Source organism: Niallia sp. FSL M8-0099 (assembly GCF_038006945.1).
GTDB lineage: Bacteria > Bacillota > Bacilli > Bacillales > Cytobacillaceae > Niallia > Niallia circulans.
Genome location: NZ_JBBOWF010000002.1, coordinates 1,551,920 through 1,566,314 on the forward strand (window position 1 = coordinate 1,551,920; position 14,395 = coordinate 1,566,314).

At 36.6% G+C, this 14,395-nt stretch carries 15 protein-coding genes; 7 read left to right on the forward strand and 8 right to left on the reverse strand.

Features of this window, described 5'->3' with window-relative positions:
- Positions 1–236 precede the first annotated feature (236 nt).
- Positions 237–1,670: a MocR-like pyridoxine biosynthesis transcription factor PdxR gene (gene pdxR, locus NSQ92_RS22130; protein WP_061797167.1), complete on the reverse strand. Its 1,434-nt coding sequence runs from the start codon at positions 1,668–1,670 to the stop codon at positions 237–239.
- 147 nt (positions 1,671–1,817) lie between these two features.
- Between pdxR and NSQ92_RS22135 the strand changes: the two genes are divergently transcribed.
- Entirely contained in the window at positions 1,818–2,729 is a 912-nt protein-coding gene (locus NSQ92_RS22135; RefSeq protein ID WP_341153235.1) for a DMT family transporter, read from the forward strand.
- Between the two features lie 265 nt (positions 2,730–2,994).
- Here the strand turns inward: NSQ92_RS22135 and NSQ92_RS22140 are convergent, their stop codons facing one another.
- From NSQ92_RS22140 to NSQ92_RS22150, 3 genes are all read right to left on the reverse strand, one after another.
- Positions 2,995–3,951: an RsmD family RNA methyltransferase gene (locus NSQ92_RS22140; protein WP_144580567.1), complete on the reverse strand. Its 957-nt coding sequence runs from the start codon at positions 3,949–3,951 to the stop codon at positions 2,995–2,997.
- A 112-nt stretch (positions 3,952–4,063) separates the two neighbouring features.
- A complete protein-coding gene (locus NSQ92_RS22145; RefSeq protein ID WP_341153236.1) occupies positions 4,064–4,543 on the reverse strand; it encodes a hypothetical protein in 480 nt (159 codons plus the stop codon).
- A gap of 104 nt (positions 4,544–4,647) precedes the next feature.
- Positions 4,648–5,289, reverse strand: a complete 642-nt coding sequence (locus tag NSQ92_RS22150; protein WP_144580571.1) for a sigma-70 family RNA polymerase sigma factor — start codon at positions 5,287–5,289, stop codon at positions 4,648–4,650.
- 93 nt (positions 5,290–5,382) lie between these two features.
- On the opposite strand from NSQ92_RS22150, the gene NSQ92_RS22155 reads away from it, so the two are divergent.
- From NSQ92_RS22155 to NSQ92_RS22170, 4 genes are all read left to right on the forward strand, one after another.
- On the forward strand, positions 5,383–5,811 hold the full coding sequence (locus tag NSQ92_RS22155; protein ID WP_095258331.1) for a VOC family protein: 429 nt from the start codon (positions 5,383–5,385) through the stop codon (positions 5,809–5,811).
- 274 nt (positions 5,812–6,085) lie between these two features.
- On the forward strand, positions 6,086–7,189 hold the full coding sequence (locus NSQ92_RS22160; protein ID WP_095258343.1) for a hypothetical protein: 1,104 nt from the start codon (positions 6,086–6,088) through the stop codon (positions 7,187–7,189).
- 394 nt (positions 7,190–7,583) lie between these two features.
- Complete coding sequence (locus NSQ92_RS22165) at positions 7,584–8,462, forward strand: SDR family oxidoreductase (protein ID WP_061797189.1); 879 nt, start codon at positions 7,584–7,586, stop codon at positions 8,460–8,462.
- A gap of 123 nt (positions 8,463–8,585) precedes the next feature.
- Complete coding sequence (locus NSQ92_RS22170) at positions 8,586–9,788, forward strand: AGE family epimerase/isomerase (RefSeq protein ID WP_341153237.1); 1,203 nt, start codon at positions 8,586–8,588, stop codon at positions 9,786–9,788.
- 126 nt (positions 9,789–9,914) lie between these two features.
- Here the strand turns inward: NSQ92_RS22170 and NSQ92_RS22175 are convergent, their stop codons facing one another.
- Positions 9,915–10,877, reverse strand: coding sequence for a helix-turn-helix transcriptional regulator (locus tag NSQ92_RS22175; RefSeq protein ID WP_341153238.1), 963 nt, complete (start codon positions 10,875–10,877; stop codon positions 9,915–9,917).
- A gap of 109 nt (positions 10,878–10,986) precedes the next feature.
- Between NSQ92_RS22175 and NSQ92_RS22180 the strand changes: the two genes are divergently transcribed.
- Positions 10,987–11,466, forward strand: a complete 480-nt coding sequence (locus NSQ92_RS22180; RefSeq protein WP_095321899.1) for a GyrI-like domain-containing protein — start codon at positions 10,987–10,989, stop codon at positions 11,464–11,466.
- Positions 11,467–11,487: 21 nt separating this feature from the next.
- Positions 11,488–11,952, forward strand: a complete 465-nt coding sequence (locus tag NSQ92_RS22185) for a hypothetical protein (protein ID WP_047941019.1) — start codon at positions 11,488–11,490, stop codon at positions 11,950–11,952.
- A 63-nt stretch (positions 11,953–12,015) separates the two neighbouring features.
- On the opposite strand, the gene rlmH is transcribed toward NSQ92_RS22185, so the two are convergent.
- The 3 genes from rlmH to NSQ92_RS22200 form a co-directional block, all read right to left on the reverse strand.
- Positions 12,016–12,495: a 23S rRNA (pseudouridine(1915)-N(3))-methyltransferase RlmH gene (gene rlmH / locus NSQ92_RS22190; protein ID WP_047941020.1), complete on the reverse strand. Its 480-nt coding sequence runs from the start codon at positions 12,493–12,495 to the stop codon at positions 12,016–12,018.
- Positions 12,496–12,575: 80 nt separating this feature from the next.
- Positions 12,576–12,737 carry a CxxH/CxxC protein gene (locus tag NSQ92_RS22195; RefSeq protein WP_016201499.1) on the reverse strand — a complete coding sequence of 54 codons (162 nt, stop codon included), beginning with the start codon at positions 12,735–12,737 and terminating at the stop codon, positions 12,576–12,578.
- 306 nt (positions 12,738–13,043) lie between these two features.
- On the reverse strand, positions 13,044–14,255 hold the full coding sequence (locus tag NSQ92_RS22200; RefSeq protein ID WP_095320359.1) for a S1C family serine protease: 1,212 nt from the start codon (positions 14,253–14,255) through the stop codon (positions 13,044–13,046).
- Positions 14,256–14,395 lie beyond the last annotated feature (140 nt).

Genomic DNA, 14,395 nt, shown 5'->3' on the forward strand with positions numbered 1-14,395 from the left:
AATGGTTCACTAATTAATGATAGTTCGGCCAAGACAATATGTTTTATATTATAAGGAACCATCACCATTTTTTCTTTACTGCAAATTTCCCTTCTAGAAACAAGATATACACTCATTGTTAGAGCAGTAAGTACATATTTCTTAATTGTTTATTTGCCTATAAGCGGAATAGATAACCAAGGTAAAGTAACTATTAGAATGAGAAGCCATTTTTTTCACAGCATAATATTTACAATCTAACTATCTACAAGTTCCCTTAAAATTTTGCTTAACTGGTAAATTCCCTTTTTCAAGTCAGCGATGGAGGCATAGCTATAAGAAAGGCGAAGATAACGGTTAGAATTTTGACCATATATACTTCCAGGGTTCAGTAATATGCCTCTGTCTAAGGCTTTTACATAAAGTTCTTTCATGGAAATTTTTGAAGTTATTTTTAACCAAATAAAGAATCCACCCTTTGGTGTATACCAAGAAGCTATATCGCTTAAATAATATTCTAATGTTTCTAACATGACTGTCCGTCTTTTTTTTAACTCTTCTCGTACCAAGCCAAGGTGCTGTTCATATAACCCACTTTTAAACCATTCAGCTGCTACTCTTTGAGATATGGAGCTGGAACCATAATCTGTCTGCATTTTAATATCGGATAATCGTTCAATGACTGGTTCTGGCCCAACAATCCATCCAATCCTTAAACCAGGGCTTAACGATTTAGATAGACTGCCTAAATACAATACATGACCATGTTTATCATTTGCCTTAATAGGAGAAGGTGGGATTTCATCAAGCCATAATTCTCGATAAATATCGTCTTCAATCATAGGAAGCTGTTCCTTTTTACAAATGCTAAGGAGCTCCTGGCGTCGTTTGTCAGGCATTAAGATACCTGTAGGGTTATGAAAACAAGGAATTGAATACAAAATGGCTCTGTTGCGTTGTTTATTTGTGATGGAAATAGAGTTAGGTATAAGTCCATCTTCATCAATTGGTAGTCCTGTAAGCTTCATCCCAGCAGATTGAAAAACACGAAGGGAATAAAGATAGGAAGGTTGTTCCAGTAAAACACTTGAACCTCTATGGAGTAGCCCCACTGAAATTAATTGCAGAGCCTGTAATGCACCAGACACAATTAAAATGGAAGAAGGGGAAGCCTGAATACCGATAGTTTTAAGATAATCACTCAAAGCTTCTCTTAAAGGAAGAAACCCTTTTGGTTCTTCATACCCAAAAGCCTCTAATTGGTCAGATACTCTTCTTAACACAGATTTCATTGTATCTAAGGGAAATAAATCTTTAGATAACTCCCCTTTGCTAAGTTGGATAAGATCAGCATTAGATTCGGCCAGATTTATTTCCTGTACAGTTGATTGACTTGGTCTAAGTAATCCAGATTTAACGTGTTCATCCCAATCAGGTGGTGGGTTTGTAGCCAATAAAGTCCATGTGTTATTCGCTACGTATGTGCCTAATCCAATTTTAGCCTCAATTAATCCATCAGCCATTAACTCTTCCAAAGCAGTAATAATTGTACTTCTATTAACCTCGAATCTTTTTGCTAATACCCTTTGGCTAGGTATTTTACTTCCGATCGGCCACTCTCCATTAGATATTTTCTCTTTAATAAAATCGATTATTTGTTGATATTTTGGAGTTTTAATTTTCAATACCAATTCCGTTTACCTCCTTATAAAATTTCCTAATCCCTTAAGTGGTTGGTTTTTTTCTTTTTTAACTGGTTGCAGACATTTTAACAAATCTTAAATACTATGGAAAAGAAAAATAGAATTGGTTGGAAATTTTATCGAGGATGTGAACATATGCCGTATAAATTGAATATTAGGATAGTAGTGGCAAATTGTCTTATAATTTTTCTTTGGGCATCAGCTTTTACAGGGATTCGGGTCGGATTACAATCTTATACACCTGAACACCTTGCCCTATTTAGAATGTTAGTGGGTTCTATATTACTCATAGGAATTGCTATTATTTTCAAAATGAAATTGCCTGAATTTAAAGATATTCCCATTATATTTTTGTTTGGATTTTTAGGCTTTACTGTATACCATTGGGCATTAAACATAGGAGAAAAGACAGTTAGTTCAGGAATTGCCAGTTTACTGGTCTCAACTACACCGATTATTTGCGCTTTTTTAGCTGGTTGGTTTCTCCAGGAAAAATTCGGAATATCAAAATGGATTGGATCTATTATTAGCTTTTTTGGAGTAGCTTTGATTTCCTTAGGAACATGGGGTTTTGGAACTGGCAGTGGAATTTTATTTATTCTTATTGCATCAATATCAGAAAGTTTTTATTTTGTTTTTCAAACGTATTATATTAAGAAGTATGGTTTTTTCGCCTTTACTGTTTATACCATTATTGCTGGGACTATTTGTATGCTTTTTCTTCTCCCAGGTTTAGTAGGAGAAATTACAAATTCTTCATTAGCGTCCACTTTAAGCGTCATATATTTAGGGATTTTCCCTACCATTATTCCGTATATAATATTAGCTTACTTAACTTTACGTGTTGGGTCCTCTGTAGCAACTAGTTCGCTTTATTTAACTCCAGCACTTTCATTTGTGATTGGGTGGTTTTGGCTTGGTGAAAAACCAACACAGGTATCTCTATTAGGGGGACTACTAATATTAGCAGGGGTATCGTTTATTCATCTTAATTTAGAAAAATTACAAATTAGATTTAATTTGAGAAGAAAGGGATTTCAAAAATAAGTAAAGGAAGTTAAGTGAATTTGGATAATAAAAATAATCTGATGTTGATATATCTCTTTAGAAATAGGAAGATTTCCATAATAATTGAATTAAAAAGGAATTAGCCTGTTAAGAAATATACTTAAAGTAATGGGGGCTTCGTTGAAGAAGACAACTTTGCAAATAAAACGATTGGTAATAAATCCAATCGTTTTGTTTGTTATCATATATTAGTTCATCTGGTATTTAAACTACAAGTTAACCTCATCTATTCCATCCCTATGCCTTAGCGGCAAACGATTATTTGCCGTATAAACTTTCCCTTTGGGACTTCACACCGATCTACTATTTCAAAACCTGCTTCACCCAGTATTCCATCTATATCTTCAGTCGTTACGATAACCATTTTTTTAGCAAAGCGACGGGCGCTTTGCAGCATTGCAAATTTTTCCTCATCGGAAACAACGGAACAAAGGTTATATGGCATGTCGATAATTGCCACATCATACATTTCTGTAATGTCTCTGATATCCCTTAAAAATACAGGACCAGAAAGTCCAAAATGGGCGAGATTGTTCCGAATTCCCTTCAGGACTAAAGGATTATAATCACTGCCTGTTATGCTAACTCCCATCGATAAAGCCTCTACCAATACTGTCCCGATGCCACAGCATGGATCAATCACCTTCACTCCTGTTAATTCTGGAACTGCAATATTCACTAGCGCTCTAGCCACTCTGGTAGTTAGCGCAGTTGAGTAGTTATGAGGTTTCTGTTGGTGAATAAGCCAAATACCCTGATTTTCCGAATAGTATCCGAAATACCATTTTCCTTTTAACTTGGTAATGGCGAATACTATCTCTGGATCATGAAGACTCGCTGCACCTGGAATCAAGCATCCAATTTGTCTAGCAATCCCTTTCCTTTCATCAAAATCCATTTTATCAAGGGGATCGATGTCCCGATAATTGATGCCGATTACCTTATAAGTACTAGGCAAAGAAGGCATTGCCTCTACCCTTTGTTTTAGCTCTTCTAACGTATCACCTGTAAATAGAACCGCTATTTTCTCTTTTATAAAAGGACTCCTGCTTGGGTCTCTATCTATTCTGCTCTCTAATACAAAGGCATGTAAGTCAGCATGAAATAGAGAACGAACTTCTAATTTACATAAATGTTCTTCTTCCTCCGCATAATTAAAGGTATATAAGAAGGTATTGGGGATCAACCTATTTTGACTCAAGTCCTTTCTCCTCCTTTTTGGATAAGCCCTTGAGCTGTTCCATTTTTTCATGAAAATAGTAAAACGCCATACTCTTACATATGGAGTATGGCTGCATTGTTTTTCTACATATTTAAATGGAAGATTTATTAAAGCCTTCTTCCCTTAAGTATTCACAAGCTTCCTCGTAACTGGAAAAACTATTTTCTAGATTGACTCCTGCATATATATTCCAAAACCCTTCTTCTTGAAAAAGGAGGAGCGTATTATTTTCCGTATCAATCCATGTTTCTTCTTCCACGATTTCTTCCTCGACCATCTCTTCTTCTTGTATATTCGGTCTTAATGATTGAATGGATTTTTCAATAATTTCTTTTAGTTCTTCTTTTGAAAAATCTCTAATATTGACCATCCCTTTTTCGTCTGTCTCATACTCATTCAGCTTATTCGCATATACAAATCCGTTTCCATTGGGATGTAAGTGATACACGACGTTCTTTTTGTCACTTCCACTTTCCGCATAATGAAAATTAACGCGTTTTAATGAAACATTCTTTCGTTCTAATTGAGGGAACGACTCGATAATGTTTAGTTTTTCTTCAAATGATAGCATATTTGCCTCCAGAATTTTTATTATATTATTATAATTAGTCTCCGTTCTAATTGTGGGTAAAACTAATATACCACGTTTTATTAGTATGAATATAGTTCAACTTATTAGGATGTAATTTCTAAAATATTTCCATCTGGGTCTATAACATAGAATAGAGAATGGATAGAACCTCTTCTTACCTTAAAATTTTGTGATTCTAATAGTCGATAAAGATAAAATATTTGCATCGGTTTCGCTTCCCGTATTGCTTTAGTGAGTGCAATAATCATTTCTTGATTAGAAGAGGGGATTTTCATATTATTATTTTGCAATTTTAGTTTCTTTCTAGACCGATGAAGTGCTGTTTTAATCGCCTCATTACTTATTCTTAACATGGATGCCATTTCTTTTGAAGTGTAGCCAAATACATCCTTCAATATAACCAGCATAGCCTGTTTTAAAGGTAAGGTAGTAAGTAAAATTTCTATTAAACCATCGTAATCTATAAAATCGCAAGCCTCTCCGAAAATGTCCTCATTAAATAAAATACTCTCTTTATATTTCCTGTTCTCATCGATAAACTGATTTTTTGCCACCGTACATAAATAAGAAAATGTAAACTCCCTTTTCGGCTCTGCTTTTTTTATTTTATAAACCTTTAGGATTGTTTCTTGTACTAGATCCTCGGCTGTCCAAGGTGACCCTGACAACCTTAAGCAATATTTATAAAGTTTTTTAATCACAACCTCTATATCTTCAAAAACCATGTTTCCCCCTCTTTATATAAATTTATATATAAGTGTAACTTTTCCACTATTATATTCGTTATAAGGAAGAATTTCATTTCAAGGAGGAAGATTATGTTTAAAGTAGGTAGTATATTTATTCCCGTTACAGATATGAAGAAATCTACCGATTGGTATGTAAAGTTTCTTGGTGTGAAGATAATCGATAGTTGGGAGGATGGTGCCGGCTTTTATTTACCAGCTGGGACAACACAATTAGCCTTAGTAAAAGTAGAATCCCCCCAGCCTACTGAATTTATTATTAAAGGGGAGCAGAAGAACTCCTATTTTAATTTTGTCGTTGATGATATCGAAGCTGCTCATCAACAATTTAGAAACAATGGCATCGTTACTACAGAAATCGATGATTTTGGCGGAATGAAATTCTTTGATTTCTTTGACTTGGATGGTAACCCATTTAGTGTCGTTAATGAAGTGAGTAATTCTCCCTTCCACTCAGATAATGTAAGGAAAATGCAAGAAAGAGATAAAACAAATAAATAACTATGTATAAAAAAAGAATTATCCATTCTACTTCAATGGTAATTCTTTTTTCTTTTACAGCAGGATAAATTTATATGAACGGGAAGTTTTTGTGAAAAAGGTACCCTTTAGGTTAACGGATGCGCAAACTGTTCAACCTTTGAAAATACAGTGTAAATCTATTAACCAAATGCTCCTATTCTATGAAAAATAAGTTATTCCCTGTTAACTTTGTTGCATATAGGGAATACATCTAGAATAATAGATAGAAGAATATACATAAGGAAGTGACAACATGAAAAGACTAGCCTTGCTATTCTCAGGAGTACTCCTTGTTGTTTTCCTCATCTCTTGTTCGAAAAACACTCCTACTATTAAAGAAAGTGAACAACATGATGAAGAACAGACACAGGAAGAAAAGTCTTCTGGTGAGAAGAAAGCAATAAAAGAAGAGAATCCTCCGCCAGCCTACAAACCAATGGAACCAACAGAAGGTGCTTCTCCTCTAGACAAAAAGGTTGCTGAAGAGGAAATAGAGAAGATGCCGAGTGCAGAAGCCCGTGGGGAAGATCGCACTAGAATGGTTCCACTTGGAGAAACTTTGGTAAAGGGTGCTGATGACCAAACCGATGGTCCCTTAAAGAATCATAGACTTATAGCGTATTACGGACATCCAAACTCTACCAAAATGGGAATATTGGGAGAAATGGAGCCAGATGAATTAATGGCAAAATTAAAAGAGCAAACCCAAGCATATTCAGATGCAGACCCTTCACGCCCTGCTGTACCAATGATTGAACTCATTTCTACCGTAGCTCAGCGTGATCCAGGGACGGATGGGAAGTACTACCATCCAACTTCACCAGAGCAAATTGATGAATATTCTACTCTCGCGGAAGAAAACGATGCCCTGCTTATGCTGGATGTTCAACTTGGAACAGATTCCGTTCTAAATCAGGTGAAATTGCTTGAGAAATGGCTAAAGCTCCCTCATGTCCACCTAGCGATTGATACGGAATTTCATGTAAAAGAAGGACAAACTCCAGGTGTTAATCTTGGTCAAGTAGACGGAGCTGAAGTACAAGAAGCAGTGCAGTACTTGACGGAAATGGTAAAAGAAAATAATTTGCCCGATAAAATTGTCCTTGTCCATCAATTTATGGACGAAGCATTAACGAACAAAGAAGCCATCAAGCCAACCGAGAATGTAGAAGTAGCCTTAAATTATGACGGGTGGGGCGATTCTAATACTAAAATGGCACTCTATCGCAAATTCGTGCGCAATGAAGCAGTGCAATACGGTGGATTTAAAATTTTTTATAACAAAGATAAACCTGTGCTAAGTCCCGAAGAGGTCTTAAAGCTAGATCCAAGCCCAGCGATTATTAATTATCAATAAAGAGTTAATGTTTGTGAAAAAAGGGAGTTTCATTACTCCCTTTTTATTATGTTCCCCCTCTACTTCATCCATGTAATCTGCTACAAACTTGTGCAAGAGCTCATAGAATTGGAAACCTACTATTCTCTCATTTCATCCCTTGATCTGCCACTATTTATGATAACTTCATCACTCTATTATCCGATTAATATATGAGCCACTCGAATTATAAAAGGTATATATCAACTATTCCACTTATTCTCTAGTATTCCCGATATGACAGATAGTGCTATAACACTCCGCCTAGGTAAAAAGGTAAAAAAATCCACTAAGCGGTTGCATGTCAAAAAGGAGTTTAGTCTCAAGACAGGGTGGAATGTTAAATAACACATAAATAATTTAGGAGGCGTTACAATTGAGTAAATTAGACGAACAAACCCTATTATCAAATGGAGTCACTCCTCAAAAACAATCCGAGCAGCCGGGGGTTGAAAAGGAAATGGACCCTATCCCGATTTATGAGCTAGAAACCCATGTTGGTTCTGGAAAATTGAAAGGAAAAGTGGCCTTGATTACTGGAGGAGACAGCGGAATTGGTAAGGCAGTAGCGATTGGATATGCAAAGGAAGGCGCGGATATTGCTATCGCCTACTTAAATGAACAAGAGGATGCGGAAAATACGAAAAAGCGTATTGAGCAAGAAGGCGTAAAATGTACGTTGCATGCTGGAGATGTAGCGGATGAAGCATTTTGTAATCAACTAGTTGAAGATGTCATTCAGCAGCATGGAAAACTGAATATCCTTGTTAATAACGCAGCACGTCAGGAAGTAAAAAACAGTGTGTTAGAAATCTCTGCTGAACAATTGAAACGTACATTTGACGTAAACTTTTTTTCAATGGTGTATTTAACTAAAGCTGCCATTCCCCACTTATCAGTTGGTGATAGCTTAATCTATACCGCTTCTATTAATGCATATGTTGGCAATAAGGCATTGATTGATTACACATCTACCAAAGGGGCTATTGTATCCTTTACTCGTTCCATTGCGCAAGAACTTGCCTCAAAGGGAATTCGAGTTAACGGTGTAGCACCTGGACCGATTTGGACACCACTTATTCCAGCAACCATGACAACCGACCTGCAAGAATCATTTGGCGTTTCTACCCCTCTTGGTCGTCCTGGTCAACCAGCAGATCTTGTAGAACCATACATCCTGCTTGCTTCTGAAGGTTCTGCCTATATGACTGGCCAATTCATCCATGTGAATGGTGGACAATATATGTCTTCTTAATTAGATAAATAAGTCATTCGGACAGCAGAAAAAATCAAGCAGTATTTTCCTCATGGTAGGGAAATACTGTCTTGATTGCTGCTATCTATTCAATGTCTCGCATAATGGAGGAGGGTAGCCAATATGGAAGGTTCAAGTTATATCCAGTTTGACCATTATCAGGATAAGGGAGAATTGAAGAAACATATATTTAAGACACTTCATTTTTATTATCCGGCCTGTATCGATGAGGAAAAGGGCGGATATATTAATGGGTTTTTAGATGATGGTACTATTAATGACACAGATACTAAACATTTAGTAGCTACTAGCCGGTATATTTATATTTTTAGTATTGGTGCGATTTTAGATGGACCAGACTGGTGTTTAGAAGCCGCACGACATGGGATCCAATTTTTGCATGAACATCATTTAGATAAACAGTATAATGGATACTACTTTGAAATGAATGGAACGGATGTAAAAGATGCTGCTAAAATGGCCTATGGTCATGCCTTTACATTATTAGCATCCTCTATCGCCTACCAAGCTGGCATAAAAGAAGCCAGAGAAGTAATGGAAAACGTCTTTAATGTCGTGGAAAATCACTTTTGGGATCCGGAACATGGATATTACAAAGACCAATGGGATGCTGCGTGGACCACTCTTTCCTCTTATAGAGGGCAAAACCCAAACATGCATATGTGTGAAGCCATGCTGACTGCATATGAAGCAACAAATGAAGAAAAATACTTAAAGAAGGCCTACCAGCTAGCAGAGGGCGTTACCCAAGAATTAGCAGACTGTGCAAGTGGAATGATTTTGGAAAACTATACACCGGACTGGCTGCCTGATTATCAATTCAATAAAAACAACACAAAAGATGAATTCCGCCCATATGGATTTATCCCTGGTCATCAATTTGAATGGAGTAAACTCTTAATGTGGCTTGACAAACATCAATCAGAACCTTGGATGCAGGAGACTGCAGAGAAATTGTTCGCAAAAGGATGGGAACAAGGTTGGGATGTAAAATATGGAGGTATTTATTTTGCCCTATCACCAAGCTTAGAAGTCATTGATACGGATAAAAATTACTGGGTTATGTCAGAAGCAATCGCTGCCGCAGCCTTACTAGCTGCAAAAACAAAGAATCAAAAATACTGGGATTATTATAATCAGTTATTCACTTATTCCGCCCAGTATTTCATGGATCATGAACATGGTGGTTGGTATACACTGCTTAACCGGGAGAATGAAAAATATAGCAATGTAAAAACCTCACCTCCCAAAACAGATTACCACCCCATCTCAGCCTGCTATCAATCCATACTAGCTCTGCCATAAGCCAGATGTCTAAAGAATGGCTTGGATTATGATATTAAAAAGCATCTTTTAGTGGGTTTGGCTAAAAGATGCTTTTTATAATACAGTTCAACGTAATGTATATAAATGGGGTCTAACAAGCATTGATTATGGACAGTATAGGAGTAGTCTCTTTTGTAAACCTTCCAAGATTTCTACAGGCATTTCCTTGACCTTGATATCCTCACCTAGGAATAATAGCCAATTTGTTATTTCCGTTAATTCTTCTGAATAATTAACATTGATAAAAGTCTTTAGAATGGCTGTAGTTTGGTAAGGATTCGTATAAGAAATGGACATTCTTAACGGATGGTATTTCTTATACTGTGCAATTGCCTTTGGACCAAGTTCAAGGACAAGGTTGATTACTTCCTCCTGCTTACTTAGTTTTTCTAAAATCTTTTTCCTACTTAATCTATTATTGGTAGTGCATGGTTCTACATCTGTGAGATTGTCGACAGGCAAAATCCGTTTCTTCTCTTCCTTTAAATCAAAGCCTTCAATCAGCCACAGGCTTTTTTCACGATAAAGGTTCAAGAGGTAAACAGGATAGGACTTTATGACTTTCTCCTCTCTAATACTAATTAGTAAATATCTATCCATAATAAGTAATTGGATTAATTTTTCTAACATGGGATGAGGAAGATCTGACAAATCAAGCAGATCAGGATTATTCGGGTTGGTCCCTTCAAATAGCAAGATGCGATTTAAAAGAACAAGGTCATCTTGCTGGGTTTCCGAGATGAGTCCTAGTAATTTTTCAGCTAGTGACTGGCGACTCTTTAAATATGGAAGTTGTTGGTTTCTCGTGGCCATAAAGGCAATAAAAAGAGCTTTAATCTCATTATCAGTAAAACGAACAGTTGGCAGGACAGAGTTGTTCATCACAAAATATCCCCCGTCCCTTCCGACTTCTGCGACAAGTGGCATCCCCATCGCTTCAATTTCTCTGATGTCTCTAATTGCTGTCGAACGAGAGATATTAAATTCTCTCATGATTTCAGAAATTGTAAAGTTGGCGCGGTTGTTAATATACCGCATAATGGTATTAATTCGTTCAACCTTTTTCATCCCGTCCCCCTAAACAGTATCATTTTTTGACATGGTTTAAGTTTATTATATATCTATCAAGTGAAAAGAAAAATCATTTGATTAATTTTTTAAAGAGGAAGTGTTGAATATGGCAGATTATATGCTAGAAGAAAAAGACAGCTTTATCGTTTTAGGGATTGGAACTGAACTTAAGAGTGATTACACAGACTATGCGGGCATAACAAAGGAAAAAGCGGACTTTTGGCAAGCAGTCAAACAAGAAGGAAAGCTTGACACCTTAAAAGCCATTGCCACAAATGACTATATTTTTATCGTAAACGAAGCAGTAAACAACAAGATGATGCATTATGTCGGGGTCATGACAGAGCAATCATTACCAGAAGCGGACAGAATGATTCAATTTCCTAAAGGAGAATACTTAGTAGTTAAAGGGGAAAGTAAGAGCACTGATGAATTGCAGAATATGCTTACTGGCATTGCATTTGGTCAAATCTTGCCTGAAGCTAAGAATTTCGCCTATGTTGGTGGACCAAATACAGTGGTAGAAATGGGACAGCGAAACGGATTATTACTTGGTGAGATGTGGATTCCTGTTGTAAGGAAATAAGAAGGATATGGAGGGATAAAAATGGCCTATATCGTTGATTTTAAAAATGTGTCTACGATTGGTTTAGAATCTTCACCTATAGCAGAAGCACTTGCTGGCTTACGAGCTAATGAGGCTCGTTACTTTATGAACAAATATAAGCATGAATTTACGGTTGTACCAGCTAATGAGTCCTGTGAGACCCTAAATTATGTAAACCGAATTTTAAAAGAAGAACGTGGTATTGAATTTGCAGCCAAGCCTTTAGAAACTTCAACCTTTCAAGTAGAAAATATCAAATGGACCTACGTCTTTTATGAGGATGGTCTTGCAATTAACGTTCTGTATACAGTAGATGATCCGAAAAAGCGCGCCGTTGGTTTTAAGCTTTCTGATGGGATGGAAGTACCAAAGGAATTAGAAGGGAAATTTAAGTTTGCTAGGCAGAAATCTAAGTTAGCTGGAACAATCCGAGGCTCGTTTTTTGTTATTAAAGGTGAATATTAACGTTGGTAAAGCAGCACCCCTTCATAAAAATAGAGGTGCTGTTTTTATTTTTGCTTAGCTTATTTACTTGTGGTACGGTTCTCCCCTCATAATCCGAAAAGCCCGATAAACCTGCTCCACCAGAATCAACCGCATCAATTGATGGGGAAATGTCATCTTGCTAAACGACAACTTGTCATCTGCTCGCCTTAACACTTCATCGCTTAATCCCAACGATCCGCCAATAATAAATGTCACTTTGCTCTTCCCATATGTACCTAATTTATCAATTGTGTCGGCTAACTCTTCGGATGACTTTTGCTTGCCCTCTATTGCTAGTGCAATAACATGTGCATCAGCTGGAACTTTGGCAAGGATTCTTTCTCCTTCTTTTTTCTTCACTTGCAGCATCTCGGCATCGCTTAAAATTTCTGGTGCCTTTTCGTCTGGCACTTCTATAATTTCTATTTTAGAATAGCTTGAAAGTCTTTTTGTATATTCTTCGATTCCAAGCTTTAAATATTTTTCTTTTAACTTTCCTACTGTAATAATTGAGATATTCACATGCTTTCCTCACTTTACAAACAAGATATCCACAATACTTATCCACATATCCACATTTTTAATCCACATATAGTATGGAATCACTTGTTCGCCACCATATATATGGCATTATTTTTACAATATTCACAGGTTGTTGATAACTTTTCTTCTTCTGAAATTTGTTCTAAAATCGGAAAGGTTTCATACTCATTTACAACGGAATCTATTGCTATATCAACGTGTTCAGCACAACTATAAATCATATCTTCTTCTCCTTTTACCTCTTGCTGTTTTCATTTTTCTATAAATAATTGTGGATAATATTTCTTCTTGACCTTATTATTAGTTATCCACATTCCATCTTATCATTCTACCTAAAAACTGCAACTACTCTAATGAAATTCCTCAGCCTTTTTCGATAAAACCTTATCCACAAGCATTTTATTATTTTTTACAGAAACTATTTCGCTCCATTACATCTATTCAGCAATAGTATCTCCATTCAAAAAATACATACACATAAAAAAAGTAGAGCGATACCTAAATAAGGCTTCGCTCTACTTCCTTAACTACATTTCTTCCTCTGATAACGTAAGCTCTGTTGTTTCTAGCTTACCGTTTCGATAATATTTCACTTCCATTTTATCGCCGATTTTCTTCTCCGTATATAAATGCTTTCTTAACGCAATTAAATCGACTATTTCTTCCCCATCTAGTTCCACGATAACATCTAGCTCTTTTAATCCTGCTTTTTGTGCTGGAGAATTTCGTGAAACATCTTTTATCGCAACACCTGTTGTAACATCATTCGGTAATTTCAAAGCTTCCTGCTGATAATAGCCTGGAATATCACTAACAGATTGTAGTTCTACCCCCATATAAGGCCGCTGCACTTCTCCATGTTGTTCTAAATCCTCAATAATTGGAATCGCTGAGTTAATCGGAATCGCAAGTCCAATTCCCTCTACCGCAGATTCAGCAATCTTCATGCTATTAATACCAATAAGCTGTCCTTCGATATTAACCAGTGCACCACCACTATTTCCTGGATTAATCGCTGCATCTGTTTGAATAACTTCTGATTGCCAATCAGGTGTCCCATCTTCATTTATATCGACAGGGATGGTCCGCTGTAAGCCAGATATGATTCCTTGCGTGACAGAACCAGAAAACGTTAATCCAAGAGGATTCCCAATTGCAATGACTGGTTCACCTGCCTTTAAGCTATCAGAATTGCCGAACTCTGCTACTTTTGTTATCTCTTTTGCAGCTACTTCGACTACTGCTAAATCGGTCCAAATATCAGCACCTATTAGCTTAGCGTTAATTTTTTTTCCATCGGATAACGTGACCTCAAGTTCCGTTGCTCCTTGGACTACATGATTATTTGTGACAATAAATGCTTTGCCCCCACTTTTCTTATATATAACTCCAGAACCTGTGCCCGCTTCTTGGGCTGTTGTTTCATCTGCCCAGAAATTAGAGGACTGCAGATTGGTAATTCCGACAACTGAGTCCGCTGCTTTATCCACTGCCTTTGTAATATCCGTTTCCACGTTCAATGAAATATTCTGTGTTTTTATCCCATCAGAATTAGTTACGATTTGCTCATTTTCATTTCCATTCTGAAAAATCGCTAAGTCCGTCAAGCGGGGGCTTAATAATAATACTAGTAATGCTCCTATCACCGCACCTATAAATCCAGAGAAGAAATAGCCTCTTCTTGAGCCTCTCTTTGGCCCATCTCCCCGATTACCGTAATCATACTCCACAAGCTTCATTCCTTTCTAAAGACATAATCTAAAAATCATCCTTAACCTATATCCTTATTATTTTTCCTGTTTTTTAAAAAAACAAACGAAATACTTCAAGAAGTTTTCTCCCTATCATGCCCAAAAGCCTTCCTGCCATACTTTTATTT

Coding starts and splice junctions, on each gene's coding strand:
- NSQ92_RS22135 (WP_341153235.1), top strand. CDS start 1,818: ATGCCGTATAAATTGAATATTAGGATAGTAGTGGCAAATTGTCTTATA.
- NSQ92_RS22145 (WP_341153236.1), bottom strand. CDS start 4,543: ATGCTATCATTTGAAGAAAAACTAAACATTATCGAGTCGTTCCCTCAA.
- NSQ92_RS22150 (WP_144580571.1), bottom strand. CDS start 5,289: ATGGTTTTTGAAGATATAGAGGTTGTGATTAAAAAACTTTATAAATAT.
- NSQ92_RS22155 (WP_095258331.1), top strand. CDS start 5,383: ATGTTTAAAGTAGGTAGTATATTTATTCCCGTTACAGATATGAAGAAA.
- NSQ92_RS22160 (WP_095258343.1), top strand. CDS start 6,086: ATGAAAAGACTAGCCTTGCTATTCTCAGGAGTACTCCTTGTTGTTTTC.
- NSQ92_RS22170 (WP_341153237.1), top strand. CDS start 8,586: ATGGAAGGTTCAAGTTATATCCAGTTTGACCATTATCAGGATAAGGGA.
- NSQ92_RS22175 (WP_341153238.1), bottom strand. CDS start 10,877: ATGAAAAAGGTTGAACGAATTAATACCATTATGCGGTATATTAACAAC.
- NSQ92_RS22180 (WP_095321899.1), top strand. CDS start 10,987: ATGGCAGATTATATGCTAGAAGAAAAAGACAGCTTTATCGTTTTAGGG.
- NSQ92_RS22185 (WP_047941019.1), top strand. CDS start 11,488: ATGGCCTATATCGTTGATTTTAAAAATGTGTCTACGATTGGTTTAGAA.
- NSQ92_RS22195 (WP_016201499.1), bottom strand. CDS start 12,737: ATGATTTATAGTTGTGCTGAACACGTTGATATAGCAATAGATTCCGTT.
- NSQ92_RS22200 (WP_095320359.1), bottom strand. CDS start 14,255: ATGAAGCTTGTGGAGTATGATTACGGTAATCGGGGAGATGGGCCAAAG.